Raw genomic sequence first — 17,335 nt, 5'->3', positions numbered from 1 at the left:
ACTGACGCCTACATGACGGCCATGGAGGCCATTGCTTGACAACCCTTACAAATTTCGCCGAAGAAGCCCGGCTGACCCTTGCCAATCTGACAGACGCCGCCACAGACCTGGCCGTGCCGAGCCTGCGTCTTGGCGTCACCGGCCTTGCTCGCGCGGGCAAGACCGTATTCCTGACATCACTCGTGCACAATCTGGTGCATGGCGGCCGCCTGCCTGTCTTCAGCGCCGCAGCGGGTCAGAGGATGACCGGTGCACGCCTGCAGCCTCAGCCCGACGATGCGGTTCCGAGGTTCGACTACGAGAGCCATGTTCGGGCCCTGGTCAAGGACCGGATCTGGCCGCAATCCACACGGCAGGTGTCCGAACTCAGACTGACCATCGACTATGAGAGTGCCTCATATGTCTACCGGAAACTTGGACCGGGCCGCTTGCATCTGGACCTCATCGACTATCCCGGCGAATGGCTTTTGGATCTGCCCTTGCTGGACAAGGACTACGCAACCTTTTCCGCAGAGGCGGTTGCGCGGGCACGGAAAGAGCACCGATCATCGATTGCCGGACCCTACCTTGAGACATTGGATGAAACCGCTGCACAAGAGGATGCTCCGGAAGATGAACAAACTGCGCAAAAACTCTCAGCGGCTTTTAAAAGCTATTTGAGCGCCTGCCGCGCTGATGCACATGCCTTGTCGATGCTGCCACCCGGTCGGTTTCTGATGCCCGGCGACCTTGACGGGTCTCCAGCGCTCACCTTCGCCCCACTCGACATTGCCCCGGATGCGCCCCCGGCGCGGACGGGCACGATGCGCGCGATGATGGAGCGGCGTTATGAGGCCTACAAGACCCATGTGATCCGCCCGTTCTTCCGCAACCATTTTGCACGGCTGGACCGGCAGATCGTCCTCGTCGATGTCCTGCAGGCTCTAAACGCGGGCCCACATGCAATGCTGGATCTGGAAATTGCTCTGAGCGAAGTGCTGTCGGCATTCCGGCCGGGCCGCCGGAGCTGGCTGTCGTCCATTCTCAGCCGAAGGATTGACCGGATCCTCTTTGCAGCGACCAAGGCCGACCATGTTCACCGCACCGATCACGACCGTTTGGAAGCGATCACCCACCGCCTGGTGGGCAGAGCCGCTGACCGCGCCCGGTTTAAGGGCGCTGAAGTTAATGTCCTTGCGCTCGCAGCCGTGCGCGCGACCCGGGAAGCCAGTGTCCGCCACAAGGGCCAGAAGCTGCCGGCGATCCTCGGCACACCGCTGCCAGGCGAGAAGATCAACGGTGAAACCTACGACGGGAATACCGAAATCGCGATGTTTCCCGGAGACTTACCGGAAAACCCCAACATGCTCTTTGAGGATATTGAATCACTTTCTCAAGACACCGGCCAAACTCCACGTCAGACTGATCCTTCACTGCAGTTCATGCGGTTCCGGCCGCCGAAGCTGGACACGACCGCAGAAGGCCTGACACTGTCGCTACCCCATATCCGCCTCGACCGGGCCTTGGAATTCCTTCTCGGAGACCGTCTGGCATGACCGATACGAACAACCGCCCGCCCCGCAAACCGGCCGCCTTCCGTCTCGATGACAGCAAGGTTCAGCTCTCCGATGACCATGCTGAAAACCCATCTGCCGGCCACGCATTGGTCACCGAAGAGGTGCTTGACGAGGAAGCCCCACGCCTCCCTCGCTCGGCCAGCACACCCAAGTCTGGCTCCAGCTTCGGCAAATGGCTTCTGGTTGGTCTCGGGGGTCTTGTTTCCCTCAGCATTGGCCTGGCCGTAGACAGTCTGATCCGGGATCTCTTTTCCAGAACCGACTGGCTTGGATGGCTTGGCGTCGCCCTTGCTGCCATCGCCGTTGCCGGACTGATTGGTCTGACTGCGCGCGAACTTGCCGGTGTTCTCCGTCTCAAGCGCATCGATGATCTCCGGGAGCGTTTACAGACCGCTGCTGAAACCGATGATGCTGACAAAGCTCAGAACGGTCTGAAAGACCTCCTCGCAATTTACCAGGACCGGCCGGAGACTGCGCTTGGACGCAAGACATTGAGCGGTCATATGCGCGAGATCATCGACGGCAGGGATCTGGTGATGCTGGCTGAGCGCGATCTTTTGCAGGCTCTGGACCAGGAAGCCCGCAAGATCGTCATGAACAGCGCCAAGCGGGTCTCCATCGTTACGGCTGTCAGCCCCCGGGCGTTGGTTGACCTTCTGATGGTGTTGTTTGAAAACGTCCGCATCATCCGCCGCCTGTCGGCCCTTTACGGCGGGCGTCCGGGCACGCTCGGTTTTATCCGGCTGGCCAAGCACGTCTTGGCCCATCTAGCAGTTACCGGCGGCATGGCCGCAGGTGATAGCCTTGCCTCACAAGTGCTTGGTCACGGCGTGGCAGCACGCTTGTCGGCACGGCTTGGCGAGGGTGTCATCAACGGAATTTTGACAGCAAGGATTGGCATTGCCGCGATTGCCGTGTGCCGGCCGGCGCCGTTCATTGCAACAAAGGGTCCCAGCGTGTCCGACTTCATGGGCGAACTTTTGTCCTCCGCTGAAGCTGAGACCGGGTCTCAGAATAGCAAAACAACAAGCTAACCGTACCAGCAAACCCTCTTTTCAAGTACTTGAAGGTCAAACACGGAAAATAGGCACCAACACGCCAGCAACCTCTAGTCGAAATCTACAAGACCAACTTAACCAAACATAAGTATCTTGACTGGAATACCGCTACGGAATTGACCCTTATCAATGCAAAAATTACTTTGCTGGCGTAGCCATTTTGCGACCCGAAGAGAGGACGCAAAATGGCCGCAGAGACACTTACAACCGAAAGCAAAACCCAGGCACCCGCCAACAACGGGACCTTGACCGAACCGGCCAAAAAGCCAGCTCCGAAACGCACCCGGAAAACTCCAGCGCAAGCGACCCCTGCTCCCGAAACAGATGAACAAAAGGAAGCTAACGAGCGCCTACATCAGCTCGCACAAATGCGGCGCGATCCGGCAGCGATCAATCATGTTTTCGAAACCGGTGAATACCCTTACGCCAACAAGATGAAGCGGGCGCCCTATGAAAAACGGAAAGCGGCCCTTCAGGCAGAGCTGTTGAAAGCACAACAATGGGTCCAGGACACCGATCAGCGCATTGTTCTCATTTTCGAAGGCCGGGATGCGGCCGGCAAAGGCGGCACAATTAAGCGCTTTAACGAGCATCTGAACCCGCGCGCGGCCCGCGTGGTTGCACTTCAAAAGCCGACAGAGCGCGAAAGCAAACAGTGGTACTTCCAGCGCTACATTGAGAACCTGCCCTCAGGCGGGGAAATGGTGTTCTTCGACCGGTCCTGGTACAACCGCGCCGGTGTCGAACGGGTCATGGGCTTCTGCTCGCCGAACCAATACCTGGAATTCATGCGTCAGTGCCCTGAAGTTGAACGGATGCTGGTCCGCGATGGCGTTCTGATGTTCAAATACTGGTTCTCAGTCACATCCGACGAGCAGCGCCGCCGTTTCAAGCAGCGGGAAGTCGATCCGCTGAAACAGTGGAAGCTCTCCCCGATCGACAAGGCGTCTCTCGACAAATGGGACGACTATACCGAGGCGAAGGAAGCAATGTTCTTCTACACCGACACCGCCGATGCGCCCTGGACCATCGTCAAGTCGGACGACAAGAAACGCGCTCGCCTCAACTGCATGGAGCATTTCCTGTCCTCCCTGCCCTATCCGGGCAAAAACACCCGCGTGGTCGGCCAGCCTGATCCGCTGATTGTTGGCACCGGCCATCACGTCATTGGCCGGGATCACCACATTCTTGGCAAGACGCTCCATCCGGACATCAAGGGTGGCCGGTCCACAAACGGCAGCTGACCAACTATTTGAGGCGTTAGATCAAGGACGAACACATACCTTCGATCGAAGTATCGCCTACATGCCGCACCGGCCTTGAGCCGGTGCCTTGCATTCAAACCGAACTCATTTCTAAAAGCTGAGTGCCCATCAGGTCCCGGATCTTCGCTTCGCTGCGTCCGGGAGGGCTTGATCGCAAGCGTTGCCGAAGGTCAGCAACGAATCTGATCGCATTGTCTGTCCGACCGCCTCCAGTTGACGAGCCGATTACCTGAAGAACGGCTCGACACCCAACGCCACCACCGTTAATCTCGCCGCATGTTCATTACCTTTTTCACCGAACTGAAATCCGCCGGAATCCCGGTCTCCTTACGTGAGTATCTGACGCTGATGGAGGCGCTGGACAAGGATCTGGCCGAGCGCAGCGTCGAGGACTTTTACTATCTGGCGCGGCTGTCTCTGGTGAAGGACGAGAGCAATCTCGACAAGTTCGACCGGGTGTTCGGGACCGTTTTCAAGGGGCTGGAGCTGATGAGCGACGTGCCCGTCACTGAAATCCCTGAGGACTGGCTTCGCAAACTCGCCGAAAAACACTTGAGCGAAGACGAAAAGGCGCAGATCGAAGCCATGGGCGGATTTGAGAAGCTCATGGAGACCTTGGCCGAGCGCCTCAAGGAACAGGAAAAACGACACCAGGGCGGCAACAAGTGGATTGGCACGGCGGGTACGTCGCCATTTGGCGCCTACGGGTACAACCCGGAAGGCATCCGGATTGGGCAGAAGGAAAGCCGGCACCGGCGTGCCGTGAAGGTCTGGGACAAACGCGAGTTCAAGGATCTCGATGACACCCAGCTCCTCGGCACCCGCAACATCCAGGTTGCCTTGAAACGGCTGCGTAATTTTGCCCGCACGGGCGCAGCAGAAGAGCTGGATCTCGATCACACGATTAAGGCGACCGCACACAAGGGTCTTCTTGACATCAAGATGCGGCCCGAGCGGCATAACGCCGTCAAGGTGCTGCTGTTCTTCGACATTGGCGGATCGATGGACGACCACATCCGGGTCTGCGAAGAACTCTTTTCGGCCGCTAGGTCCGAATTCAAGGTGATGGAGCATTTTTATTTCCACAACTGTCTTTATGAGACAGTCTGGAAGGAAAACAGGCGGCGCCACACCGAGCGGCTGCCGACGATGGACGTCCTGCACAAATACCCTTCCGACTACAAGATCATCTTTGTCGGCGATGCCTCCATGAGCCCCTATGAGATCGCCTATCCGGGCGGATCGGTGGAGCACTGGAACGAAGAAGCAGGGTCCGCCTGGATGCAGCGCGTCACCGGGCTCTACAACAGCGCCATCTGGCTCAATCCTGTCCGACAGGAACACTGGCGCTACACGCCTTCGATCCAGATGATGCAGGAATTGATGGAAAACCGCATGTTCCCGATGACCGTGGAAGGACTGACGGACGCCATGAAGGAACTGGCCCGCTAACCAGCCGACTGGGGCGCAGTATATGTCTGGACAGAAACAGCCCGCCTCTGCCTCGCCGGTCGCCCATGCGACAACGACCGGCATGACCGGTGGCGGATTTTACAATCAGAATTCCACACCGCAGTGGGACGCAACGGCTGCTGTCCTTGACCATCTGGAAGCCGCTGCCGATGCACTGCCAATCGACGCCAGCGGGCCGATTTGTTTGGCCGATTTCGGCTGTTCGGAGGGGCGAAACTCCATCGCAGCGTTGAGCAGGCCCGTATCCCGCCTGGTGCAGCGGACAGATCGGCCGATCCAGACGATCCATTCAGACCTCCCGACCAATGACTTTTCAAGCCTTTTGCGCTCTTTACGGCCGGAGGGGCACTCCGTTTTTGGACAGCCGAATGTCTATTCGTCCGTTGTTGGCGGCTCCATGTATGACCAGCTGCTGCCGGATGGAAGCCTTCATTTGGCGACGACGTTCAACGCGATCGGCTTCCTCTCCAGAAAGCCCATCGCAACATTGCCCGGCTACATTTTTCCAAATGGCCCAAGCGCTGTGCGTAACAATGGCTATGTAACGGAAGAAGATCAGGCGGTTTTTTCAGAGCTCGCGCGGCAAGATATTGCGACCTTCCTGAAAGCCCGAGCCAAGGAGCTGGTGCCGGGCGGCAAGCTGCTGCTGCAGGTGTTCGGCGCAAATGAGACCGCCAGCACCTGCGACGGGATCTATGATCTTCTAAACGATGCGGTTCTCTGTTTCGTCGAAGACGGCTCGATTTCCCAGGACGTTTACGAAGCGTACTATCAGCCGGTCTATATGCGGACTTTGGAGGAACTGACAGGGCCTGTCATCGATCCGGCCCTAGGCGCTGCCGGGCTTTTCCAGCTCGACCAAGCGACATCCTACGAGATCCCGGTTTCCTTCAATGAACGCTTTTCCGCGGACAGAGATCTGGAAGCTTACGCGCGGGATTACGTCAATTTCTTCCGCGCCTTTACTGAAGCGGTTCTCAGAAATGCACTTCCGGCGAACGATCAGCGGGACACTCTTGTTGAGCAGATCTACGAAAAAGCCATTCAGTTACTGAAAGCTGCACCGGACCTCTATCCGTTCCGCTATATCGCCGTCGCAGCGCTCATGACACGAACAGACAGTCAGGTGATTTGAAAAAAACGGCGGCAGGCTTTCGCCCACCACCGTCTTCCTCCTCCAGAGAAGCAGGGCTAGCCCTCAGCTGTCGCGCAGTACCATGACCGAGCACGGCGCATGACGGACGATATGGGCGGCATTTGAGCCGATAAAATAGGTGGAAAGCCCCGGTTTGTGGGATGTCATCAACACAAGGTCACACTCTGCCTTTTCGGCTTCCTCGATCACTTCATGGTAGACCGACCCAACCCGGACCATGACATCGACCGCCCCTTCCGGCACGTCCAGGGCATCGCCGATCTTTTGCAGGATGCCAGCGGTTTCCCTCAGCTCGTTTTCCTGAAAGCCCTCCGGCAACTGGCTTGCCACGAAGCTCTGCACTTCCGGACAAACTCCGAGCAGATGGATCTTGGCACTGTAGTCACGGGCCATCTGAGCTGCTTTCGCCAGTGCGTCATCAGCAAACTTCGGTTCAGCCGGATCGATGGGAACAAGGATTTTCTTGAACATGGCGTTACTCCCTTAAAATTCTTGAAGGGAATCTAGGCCTCCGCCAAGGCCCTTCGCCATGAGACAGATCAATCAGCCGTCCGGACTGCCGAAATACCGCCCGGGTGTTACTCCGAATGCCTTCCGAAAGGTCGCGACAAACGCGCTCGGTCCTTCGTAGCCGAGTTTGTGCGAGACATCCGACACGCTGCGCCCTGCAGCCAAAAGTTCCAGCGCGCGAAACAGCTTCACCTGCCGGCACCAGGTCCGGTAGTTCATCCCGGTTTCCGCTTTGATCCGGCGTTCAAAGGACCGGACAGACATCGCGCTTTGTGCCGCAGCCTCAGCGAGCGCCGGAACGTGCGCGGGGCAGCGCACCAAGCCATCGCACAAGTCTCTCAATCTCGGGTCTTGCGGCATCGGCAACTGAAGCGGCGCTGCCGGCAGCATTTTCAGCTGATCAAGAATGACATCAGCGATCCGGCCTGCCGGTCCATCAATGGTTTCCGCGCGCGGGTAGGACATGAACTCCAGGATCAAGGCCCGCAATAAGGTTGTCACCTGGATGACCTGAGCAGTCTTCGGCAAATCCTGGGCGTAGTCATAACTCACATAGACGAACCGGATTTCAGTATCGGTCAGATAACGGGTTTCGTGCGCAATCCTGGGCGGGAGCCAAACTGCCCGCTCCGGCGGGGCGAAAAAGGTCCCGACTTCAGTATCGATCGCAATCGAGCCTTTAACGACATGAAAGAGCTGGGCTGAGTCGTGCGAGTGCCAGCCATTATGTCCGGGCCCGGCTCTCTGACTGTTGGCATATCCGATGATCTTCGCCTTCACCTCATGATCGGGAAACGCGGATAGCTCCGGATGGATCGGCATGACCTGCCCTTTTTGATGTTACATGGGATTGGCGAAACAGAAACATATCATGACAAAACAGCGCTAACACGCAAGAGCGCAATCGAAGTACAAGCGAACCGCAGCGCTGCCAGCACCCACTTTTTTGGCAAGAAACAAATGACGTACTTCACACAAAGCACAAACCCAAATGAATTGACCGGGTGGCGCTCGCCTGCCGTCCTCTTGATGATCATGGCCGGAGCCATGCAGCTGTCCTTTGCTGCCTGGTGGAACCTGATGAACAATTTCGCTGTTCAGGAGCTGGACTTCACAGGCCGGGAAATTGGCATCCAGCAGTCCATCCGTGAAATACCAGGTTTCCTGAGCTTCCTAGCCGTTTACCTGCTGCTTGTGATGCGCGAGCAAACGCTGGCTTATCTCTCGCTTTTGCTCCTCGGCGTCGGTGTTGCAATTACCGGGTACTTCCCCACCGCGCTTGGCTTCTACATAACGACCCTGATCATGTCGATCGGCTTCCATTATTACGAAACCATGGCGCAATCGCTGTCCCTACAATGGCTGCCCAAGGCAACAGCGGCTGCCAGTATGGGCAAGATCCTGGCTGTGGGCTCATTCGCCCAGCTGATTGCTTACGGCCTGATTTTCATTGCCTGGAAGACGTTCAACCTGTCGTTCACGGTGGTTTTTGCCATCGCCGGTGGTCTGACCATTGTCGTGCTGGCCTTCCTCATCATGGCCTACCCTCATTTCAAGGAAGGTGTTCCGCAGCACAAAAAGCTGATCCTGAAGAAGCGCTACTGGCTCTATTACGCGTTGACGTTCATGGCCGGTGCCCGCCGGCAGATCTTCACCGTCTTTGCCGGCTTCCTGATGGTCGAACGCTTTGGCTACGATGTTCATGAGGTTGCCGGGCTTTTCTTGATCAACGGCGTCTTCAACATGCTGCTTGCGCCGAAGATCGGCAAACTGATCGTCCGCTTCGGTGAACGCAAAGCCTTGATCCTGGAGTATGTCGGTTTGATTGGGGTCTTCGTGACCTATGCTTTCGTCACCAATGCGACGGTTGCCGCTGCGCTCTACGTGATCGACCATGCTTTCTTTGCAATCGCGATTGCTATCAAGACCTACTTCCAGAAGATCGCCGATCCGGCTGATATCGCACCGACAGCAGGTGTTGCCTTCACAATCAACCATATCGCTGCAGTCTTCATCCCGGTGGTGTTCGGCCTGGTCTGGCTGGTGTCCCCTGCAGCCGTGTTCCTGGCAGGCGCGGCAATGGCCGCCGTCAGCCTGTTCCTCTCGACCATGATCCCGTCCAACCCGGATGACGGGAATGAGGTTGATTGGTGGTTCCGGAAACCAGCTGCCCAACCGGCAGAATAATAACTGGACACAAAAAACCCCGCCGGAGCGCTCCGGCGGGGTTTTCAATTGGGACTGCGAAGCGTCTTACGCTTGACGTTCCGGGACGTGGACGACCAGTCCGTCCATGTCGCCCGTCACCTTGATCTGGCAAGACAGACGCGACGACGGCTTCACGTCATAGGCAAAGTCAAGCATGTCCTCTTCCATCGGTTCCGGCGAACCGGTTTTGCCCGACCATGCATCATCGACATAAACATGGCAGGTCGCACACGCGCAGGCACCGCCACACTCGGCTTCAATGCCCTGAACCATGTTCTTGATGGCGTTTTCCATAACCGTGGACCCTTCGGCGGCATCAACTTCCGTCCGGGCTCCATCGGCAGTTACAAAGGTGATTTTTGGCATAGTCGCGTCCAAGGATAAAAGTGTCTCTCGATGACCCGACATAAAGGTTCCGGACAAAAGGTCAAGGACCATGCCATTTATGGACGCAATAGAAGTTACGGCGTGAGCAAAATCAGCCTTCCAACAGGTCGCTGATATATCCATTGGCTTCAGTCACCGCCGCGACGAGACCTGTCGTCGGTGCATTGGGTGCAGCTTTCAAGTCCCCTTCCAGACACTCACAGGCCGTGGCGACCCGCGCAGCACCAATCGCCCGCGCTGAGCCTTTAAGCGTGTGAACGAGATCGGCGCGGACAGAAGGATCCGTCTCATTCTCCAAACGCTCCAGCGTCATTCGGGATTGCGACTTGAACAGGTGAAGAACTTGAACCTCGAGATCACGGTTGCCCAGTGTGTTTGTCGCCAGCTGCACCAGGTCGATTGGTGCTTCGGGACTGGCGCGTCCTGACACGCGTGCCATCGATGAAGGGGCCATAAGGGTGCTCCGAAATACTCAACACATGCCTGGCGGCACCCTGCCGCAAGCTCTATAGGCAAATGAGTGTGCAGCGAAGACCCAAACGCCCGGTTAAATCAGGCGTTTCACGATCGCAAATTCGAGCATGTCCCCAAAAAATTGATTTCTTGGTTAACAAGCATTAAGGGCCTGCGCCGAACCAGATGAAAAATCCCTTGCTTTTTCGCAGGTTTCCTGAATCGCTAAAATTTTAATAAAATGATTCGCATTAACTTTTTTCGTTTTTTTGACTTGCGGTCAATAATTCGAAGGCGTCTGCGGTGAGCTTGCAAACCAGCCAGTCAGGCTTGATTGGGTTGGAAAACCAAGGCTCTGCCCAACCTGCATCGATGCAGGAACGGATCGTGCGGGCGGGAACCTGGCGGCCTTGATCATCAAAGAGAGGCAACTTTCCTCCCGGCTGAACGAGCCCTGATTTCAACCAGCGCTTTTGTGCAGGCGACAAACTGCCTGCATTAAGTGCAGATTTTTTTGCCGGTCCCGTTTCGCTTTCCGTAACGTGCTTTTGCTTCGTTTGAGGCATGAGATCCCCCTCCTAAGTGATTCAGGCGATTGCTGTTTCTTGTTCGTTAGGAGAGATTGTGCCATTACAGTAACTGATGCGGCAAGATGGGGAGAATGCTGTCAACCTTCATGGTTGCAGCGGGTCAGCGGCGGCCCTTCCCAGAGTTTATGATCCGAACCGAAAACAGTGTTAGTCTCGGTTCAAGATCGGCGCATCCGGTTGACCCTCATGACAGCGCAAAGCTGCCTGAGATCACCGGTGTGTAAAGAGTACGGATGTGAGGCGACCCAAAAATGGCAAATCCGACGAAGGCGAAAGATCCGGCGGAAGCAGCTCTGTCTGCGGTTGAAGAAGCGCTTAAGCTTGATTTCGGCGGCCCTGAAGCTTCAGCGGCAGATCAACCGGCGGAACAGGAAACGCCGAGCGATGAGCGCCCGTCACGGCGCGCCGCCAAGACTGCGGACAATAGCGAAGCGGACAAAGACAACCAGCGCCCGGCCCGCCGCCGTGGCCGCGGTGGACGACCGCCTGCTGCCAATGACGACCGCCGGAACATCGGCAATCTAATTTACGCCCTGCAACGCCGGCCATCGACAGCGCCTTTCTGGGGTGCATTTGCCTTGAGCGCCGTTTGGGCCGCGCTCGGCACCAGCCTCTTCATGTCTTCGTTCGCCGACCGGGTTGCTGGCGTCACAGACGCAGAAACACTGATGCAGTCTCCGGACATGATCCTGGCTGCCATTGGGATTGTGGTCCCGATCATCTTCTTCTTTGTCATGGCCATGATGATCTGGCGCGCACAGGAAATGCGCATCGTTGCCCGCGGCATGACCGAAGTCGCCCTTCGCCTCGCCGAACCGGAAGACATGGCCAAGGAATCCATCTTGAGCGTTGGCCAGGCCATCCGCCGCGAAGTCGCCGCTATGGGCGACGGCATTGAACGCGCCATCGCCAGGGCCAGCGAGTTGGAGGTACTGGTTCACAACGAAGTGTCTTCGCTGGAACGCTCCTACAACGACAATGAGCTGAAAATCCGGTCTCTGATCGAAGAACTGGTCACACAGCGCGAAGCGATTGTCATGAACGCCGAGCGGGTTCGGGAGACGATCGCCGGCGCGCACGAGAATTTTGCCTCTCAGCTCTCTGACACATCTGGCGAACTCGGGTCGAATGTCGACCAAGCGACCCAGCGGATGATCGACGCGGTGAATGCCCGGGTTGAAGAACTCACCAGCACCGTGGATTCGCGGATCGAGTCCCTTGGCGCGACGCTCAACGCCTCCGGCAACGAGATGGTTGAATCCCTCACCGTTCGCGCGGAAGATTATGTAGCCCGCCTGTCCACCACTGGCACCGAGCTTGTCGAGAACCTCTCGCAAACCGGCACCACGATGTATGAGACCCTCTCCTACCGTGGCAATGAGGTGAACGAACGCTTCGCTGAGACCGCCAACACCTTCGTCGAAACCCTGACCAAGCGTGGCCTGGAGATCAACGAAACGCTGACCACATCGAGCACCACAGTGGTCGATACTCTCAGCAGCAAGGCGGATGAATTCCGCACCGCGCTTGAAACCACAGGTACTCAGGTCGGCGATACCATCACGGCGCGCGGCGAAGAGATCAACGCGAACTTGTCTCTGACCTCCGGCCGCCTGATCGACACCATCACGGCACGGACCGAAGAGCTGGTGACAACGGTCGACACCCGCGTCACTCATCTGGATGAGGCGCTTGCGGAAACCGGCAACAGGGTTGTCGAGAGCATTTCCGAAAAAGGCCAGACCGTCACCGACACCATTTCTATCCGGGGTGCGGAGATCGTCGAAACCCTCTCCAGCCGCTCCACCGAGGTTGCAGAAATCCTGCGCGGCACTGGCGAAAGCATCGTTGTCGACCTGTCCCTGCGCGGCGGCGAAATCGCAGCCAAACTGGACGAAACAGCTGGTTCTCTCACACAGACCATTTCGGTCCGCGGCGGCGAATTGGCCGACAAGCTCGACAACATCTCCGAGCGGATCTACACGGCTATTTCGATCAACGGGACCGAGCTGGACGAGCGTCTTGCTGCCCGCAGCAACGAAATGGCCAGCATCCTTGAACAGCAGACCATCGGCTTCCGCGAGACCCTGGAAAGCGTTTCCGGCCAGTTCGCTGCAGGTCTTGGCGAACAGACCGGCTCACTCACTCAGAAACTCGCCGAAACCGGCACTCAACTCGCCGAGCTCATCGGCAGCCGCGGTGACCGCGTTGCCGGCGACATCAACGAAATCAGTGGCAAGATCGCGGAGACCATCGAAGTCCGCGGCCAGGCCCTCAACGATGGCCTTGCCAACCGTTTGGGTGAGCTGGAAACCATCGTTACCGATCGCGGCGGTCAGTTGATCGATGCGTTCGACACCAAAACTCTGTTGTTGTCGGAAGCTCTCGACAGCCGTTTGTCGACCTTGGACGTTACATTCGGCAATCGCATCGAAACGATGGACAGCAAGCTGGGCGAGCGGATCGAGACCATGGATGCGTCCCTGGATCAGCGGTTCTCGGCTATCGATTCCACGCTCACCGACCGCATCAGCACGATGGACGCGTCCCTTGGGGACCGCATCGCGGCCATGGACACGTCTCTTGAGCATCGCTTCACGACCATGGATGCAACGCTCGGCGATCGCATCTCGACCATGGATGCGTCTCTCGAGCAGCGTGTGACCACCATGGACACCACGCTCGGCGAACGGATCTCCACGATGGACTCCTCGCTTGGCAGCCACATAAACACGCTGGATCTGACCCTGGACCAACGCACGGCTGCCTTTGAAGCTGCGCTGGAATCCCGGACACAGATCCTCGGCGATGCCATCGAGCAACGCACGACTGTCATCAGCGATACGCTGGAAGACAAGACACGCAACATCACCGATGTTCTTGCAGACCGCTCTGATGCGATCACGCTGCAGCTTGGTCAGCGTGTTGAAGCTGCAGGCAACACACTTGCAAATCGTGTCGATGAGATTGGCACCAAGCTGACGTCACATGTCGATACAGCCGCAGGCGCGATGGCCGAGAAGGCAGAGCTCCTGACCGCAACCATGACCAGCGGCACCGACCGGATTGACGAGACCCTCGATGCCCGTGCACGTCAGATTTCCGATACCCTGATTTCACGCACCAAAGAGATCGCTCAGGCCTTCGTTGAAGGTCAGGACGAAATGACCTCTGCCCTGGACAACCGCCTGGCAGAAGCCGGTTCGGTCCTGGGCAAACAGAGCGAGCAACTGACGGAATCCCTGTCTGAGCGCATTGCCGAGATCAATGTTTCCCTCGGTGCAAAGGTGTTCGAAGTCGCAGAAACGCTCGACACGCGCGCCAGCCAGCTGGAAACCGTCCTGAATGAGCGCCTGGAAAGCATTTCCGGCACCCTGACAGGCGAAAGCGAGCGCGCTCGCGATATCCTGACCGCTGTCATTTCCGAGGCAGGCGCAACCCTGTCAACAGAAAGCACCCGTCTCCGCGATATGGTTCAGGAAGCTGTCGCCAGCGCGGTTCAGTCGCTTGCCGATGAGCGCACCCGCACGGTTGAGATCGTGGACGGTGCCCTGAACGATGCGACCGCGAAGCTCTCCGGCGAAGGCGACCGGATGCGCCAGATCGTTCTTGGATCCGTTGGCGAAGCCCGCGGCATCCTGGTTGGCGAGAGCCAGAAAGCTGCCGAGCAGATCACTCAAACCGTTGCACAGGCGAGCGGTTCGTTGACCAGCGAAAGCCAGCGTGCAGCCGTCCAGATCAGCCAGACCATGGAACAGGCAACCGGGGCTATGTCCGGCGAAAGCGCCAAGATCCGCGAACTGGTTCTGGTAGCGGTCGGCGACGCTGCCCGCGCCATGGCCGCAGAGAGCGAAAAAGCCCGTACGCTTTACGCTGGGACACTGGCCGAATTCACCGGCTCCCTTACCGGCGAAAGCGACAAGGTCCGCAGCGAGCTGTCGGGCTTGATCGCAGAAATCTCCGGCAACCTGTCCGCCGAAAGCGAACAGGCACGCATGACACTTGCGCGCACGCTTGAAGAGATCCGCGGTCAGATGTCTGGCGAAGCCAACATGATCCGCACCCGGGTCAATAGCGCGGTTTCCGAAGCCGCCGACCTGTTGGTCAATCGCGGCAATGAAGTCGCGACCGAGATGCTCGACAAGGCCTCCGCGCTCAACGAAGCCTTCGGTGCGCGCTCTGGTGAACTGGCGAAAATTGTCGGCACGGATGGCAACGAACTCATTTCCGCGATTGAAATGCGCGCCAATGACCTCACCGGCCGCCTGTCGGAAGTTCACGGAGCCATTCTTGAAGCCATCACGGTCAAGGGCAAGGATGTCACCGACACCTTTGCGCATACTGGGCTGGACGCCACCCGCTCGCTGGTTGAGGCCGGCGACCGGATTGTTGCTTCCATCAATGAGCGCAGTGATCAGGCAACTCGCCTCCTCACCGATACCAAACATCGGCTCGAGAACGACGTCACTGACATCCTCAACAAAATTGAGACGTCCAACGCTAACCTGCAGGCGATCGTGTCTACTGCCGGGGAGAACCTCTCTGAAGTGGAAGGCAACCTGGCACGCCGTGCTGGCGAATTCCGCTCAGCCGTCGACCGGGCAGTGTCCGAGACCAACTCGACAACAAGCCTCATCGACGAACAAGTCAGCAATCTGCGCGATGTAACGGCAACCACACTTGCGGACATCCAGAACCTGACCAACCGCTTTGGTGACCAATCAGAAGAGCTCACAAAAGCAGCCCGGTATCTGGAAGACACAAACCGCTCCGTGGAATCCCGTGTCACCGACCGCAAGAGTGCGATCGAAGAGGTCGCCGACACACTTCTGGCGAAGACAGAAGCTGTAGACACGCTCATGCGTTCGTTCACCCAGACCCTGTCGGAAACGCTGGAAACAGCCGACGACAAGGCGCGCGATGCTGCCGGCATGCTCTCCGCAGCGGCCGAAGCTGCTTCCAAGAAAGTCTCCGAGCAGTTCGAAAGCATGCGCCTGACAGCTGGAATGGAAGGCCAGAAGGCCCGCGACGCCATCCGTGCCGCTCAGGACGACATCATCGCGGAAATGAGCAGAACGGTCAGCGATGCATCAGACCGATTCAACGACGCGGCAACGCGTATGCGCGATGTGGCCCGCGACGTTCACCGGGAACTGGAGGCGACCCGCAACGAGCTGAAGCAAGGCGTGCTCAACCTGCCGGACGAAGCAGAAGAGTCTTCTGCAGCGCTCCGTAAGGTGGTCAATGAGCAAATCCGCGCCCTGACCGAGCTGTCGGACATTGTTGCAAAACAATCGAACGCGCTCGACATCTCCAAGCCTCAGGCTCAGGTAGCAACAGCGTCGGCAGCCCCTGCGCCGGCCCCAGCGCCCGCCCCTGCTCCACAGATCCCGCAAGCTCCGGTCTTTGCACAGCAGCCTGCGCAGCCGCGCCCAGCGGCTCCGCAGCAGCCGGAAGCCCGCGGTCCGGTCAACACCCGCCGCCAGCAGCCTGCACAGCCGGACACGTCTGGTTCGACCGGGAAAGGCTGGGTTTCCGATCTGCTGCGCCGGGCCTCGCGAGATGACGACGCGTCGTCCGACACTGAGCAGGGCCGTTCACCGCTGCAAACGGTGGAAAGCTTGAACTCACTGTCTGTCGATATCGCCCGTGCGATCGACCACGAGACCTTCATCGACCTTTGGGAACGCTACCGCAGCGGTGAGCGGCATGTCTTCACGCGCCGCCTCTATACACTGCAGGGTCAGCAGACCTTTGATGAGATCCGTCAGAAATACGCACGTGATACGGAGTTCCGGACCGCTGTCGAACGGTACGTGTCCGATTTCGAGCAGCTCCTGTCTCAGGTCTCCCGCAATGACCGCGACAACATGCTCGGCCAGACCTACCTGACCTCAGACACGGGCAAGGTCTACACCATGCTCGCGCATGCCAGCGGCAGGCTCGATTAAGAGACAGCTTCTGTTTGAAACACAAAAGGCGGCTCCCGGGCCGCCTTTTTTCTTTATTGAAGACAAAATTTTGGCGTCAGTTCATTTTGCAATTATGCGCCCGTCTCCCCGGCTTCCACGTCGAGGTTTGCCCGGATCCTGGTCATGATATCCAGCATCGACTCGATTTCTTGCGGAGCCAATCCGCCAAGCATCTTTTGCTCGACCGCCAACAGCTTTGGCGCCAGATCTTCGAAGGCGGATCGCCCACTCTCCGATAGAGACAGGAGATAACTCCGGCCATCGGCCTCGTTCGATTGACGGGTCAGGAAACCGCGGTCTTCCATGCGCTTGACAGCCCGGCTGACCACGACCTTATCCATACTCGACCGATGGACAATCTCACTCGCCTGCAGCCCCTCGGCACTGGAACCGAGAATGGCCATAACCCGCCATTCGGCCGGCGCCATGCCGTAGTCGCGCTGGTAAACGTCAGACAGCGCCCGGGTGACATCGGAATAAAACACCCTGACCAAATACGGGAAAAATGTTTCCAGCTGGAAGCCGCTCGGTGTGAAATCCGTCTCGTTTCCGTGTTCAGTCATGCCGTTCCTTGCCCGATTTGGCTCGATTGTAACCGGTTTGCTCCGCTGAGGCGTACCGATTTGCAAGATTTTACGATTGACTTAGTTTCAATTGCAACTAATTTCGACGAACCCGTTGTTACAGCGGCAAAGCATTTTGATCGG

The 17,335-nt window shown here is 57.9% G+C and carries 13 protein-coding genes; 7 read left to right on the top strand and 6 right to left on the bottom strand.

Going from position 1 to position 17,335, the window contains the following annotated elements; translation table 11 throughout:
* The first annotated feature begins 35 nt into the window (after positions 1 to 35).
* From ACQY4Z_RS19885 to ACQY4Z_RS19865, 5 genes are all read left to right on the top strand, one after another.
* Positions 36 to 1,535 (top strand): YcjX family protein, encoded by a 1,500-nt coding sequence (locus tag ACQY4Z_RS19885; protein ID WP_428524178.1) that lies wholly within the window; start codon positions 36 to 38, stop codon positions 1,533 to 1,535.
* Positions 1,532 to 2,590, top strand: coding sequence for a YcjF family protein (locus ACQY4Z_RS19880; RefSeq protein WP_428524176.1), 1,059 nt, complete (start codon positions 1,532 to 1,534; stop codon positions 2,588 to 2,590). The genes ACQY4Z_RS19885 and ACQY4Z_RS19880 overlap by 4 nt, the downstream gene beginning before the upstream one ends.
* 209 nt (positions 2,591 to 2,799) lie before the next feature.
* Positions 2,800 to 3,858, top strand: a complete 1,059-nt coding sequence (ppk2, locus tag ACQY4Z_RS19875) for a polyphosphate kinase 2 (protein WP_428524174.1) — start codon at positions 2,800 to 2,802, stop codon at positions 3,856 to 3,858.
* 297 nt (positions 3,859 to 4,155) lie between these two features.
* On the top strand, positions 4,156 to 5,331 hold the full coding sequence (locus tag ACQY4Z_RS19870; RefSeq protein WP_428524172.1) for a vWA domain-containing protein: 1,176 nt from the start codon (positions 4,156 to 4,158) through the stop codon (positions 5,329 to 5,331).
* A 22-nt stretch (positions 5,332 to 5,353) separates the two neighbouring features.
* Positions 5,354 to 6,487, top strand: coding sequence for a hypothetical protein (locus tag ACQY4Z_RS19865; RefSeq protein ID WP_428524170.1), 1,134 nt, complete (start codon positions 5,354 to 5,356; stop codon positions 6,485 to 6,487).
* A 63-nt stretch (positions 6,488 to 6,550) separates the two neighbouring features.
* Here ACQY4Z_RS19865 and ACQY4Z_RS19860 read toward each other — a convergent pair whose 3' ends face one another.
* Positions 6,551 to 6,979 (bottom strand): universal stress protein, encoded by a 429-nt coding sequence (locus ACQY4Z_RS19860; protein ID WP_133946515.1) that lies wholly within the window; start codon positions 6,977 to 6,979, stop codon positions 6,551 to 6,553.
* Positions 6,980 to 7,051: 72 nt separating this feature from the next.
* Entirely contained in the window at positions 7,052 to 7,840 is a 789-nt protein-coding gene (locus ACQY4Z_RS19855) for an AraC family transcriptional regulator (RefSeq protein WP_209174086.1), read from the bottom strand.
* Between the two features lie 138 nt (positions 7,841 to 7,978).
* On the opposite strand from ACQY4Z_RS19855, the gene ACQY4Z_RS19850 reads away from it, so the two are divergent.
* The gene (locus ACQY4Z_RS19850; protein ID WP_428524167.1) at positions 7,979 to 9,205 is read left to right on the top strand and encodes an MFS transporter; all 1,227 of its coding nucleotides are present in this window, start codon (positions 7,979 to 7,981) and stop codon (positions 9,203 to 9,205) included.
* 66 nt (positions 9,206 to 9,271) lie between these two features.
* On the opposite strand, the gene ACQY4Z_RS19845 is transcribed toward ACQY4Z_RS19850, so the two are convergent.
* The 3 genes from ACQY4Z_RS19845 to ACQY4Z_RS19835 all read right to left on the bottom strand — a co-directional run bounded on the left by ACQY4Z_RS19845 (position 9,272) and on the right by ACQY4Z_RS19835 (position 10,632).
* A complete protein-coding gene (locus tag ACQY4Z_RS19845) occupies positions 9,272 to 9,592 on the bottom strand; it encodes a 2Fe-2S iron-sulfur cluster-binding protein (RefSeq protein ID WP_428524165.1) in 321 nt (106 codons plus the stop codon).
* 112 nt (positions 9,593 to 9,704) lie between these two features.
* Complete coding sequence (locus tag ACQY4Z_RS19840; RefSeq protein ID WP_428524163.1) at positions 9,705 to 10,067, bottom strand: Hpt domain-containing protein; 363 nt, start codon at positions 10,065 to 10,067, stop codon at positions 9,705 to 9,707.
* A 250-nt stretch (positions 10,068 to 10,317) separates the two neighbouring features.
* Positions 10,318 to 10,632 (bottom strand): hypothetical protein, encoded by a 315-nt coding sequence (locus ACQY4Z_RS19835; protein WP_428524161.1) that lies wholly within the window; start codon positions 10,630 to 10,632, stop codon positions 10,318 to 10,320.
* A 275-nt stretch (positions 10,633 to 10,907) separates the two neighbouring features.
* On the opposite strand from ACQY4Z_RS19835, the gene ACQY4Z_RS19830 reads away from it, so the two are divergent.
* Positions 10,908 to 16,607 carry an antitoxin gene (locus tag ACQY4Z_RS19830; protein ID WP_428524159.1) on the top strand — a complete coding sequence of 1,900 codons (5,700 nt, stop codon included), beginning with the start codon at positions 10,908 to 10,910 and terminating at the stop codon, positions 16,605 to 16,607.
* A 92-nt stretch (positions 16,608 to 16,699) separates the two neighbouring features.
* Here the strand turns inward: ACQY4Z_RS19830 and ACQY4Z_RS19825 are convergent, their stop codons facing one another.
* Complete coding sequence (locus ACQY4Z_RS19825) at positions 16,700 to 17,191, bottom strand: MarR family winged helix-turn-helix transcriptional regulator (RefSeq protein WP_428524157.1); 492 nt, start codon at positions 17,189 to 17,191, stop codon at positions 16,700 to 16,702.
* Between the last annotated feature and the right edge of the window lie 144 nt (positions 17,192 to 17,335).

The sequence above is a fragment of the Roseibium sp. genome (assembly GCF_965276855.1).
In the GTDB taxonomy this organism is placed as follows: domain Bacteria; phylum Pseudomonadota; class Alphaproteobacteria; order Rhizobiales; family Stappiaceae; genus Roseibium.
Note: the sequence above shows the minus strand (reverse complement) of the source record. Positions and strands in the feature narration are given on the sequence as shown.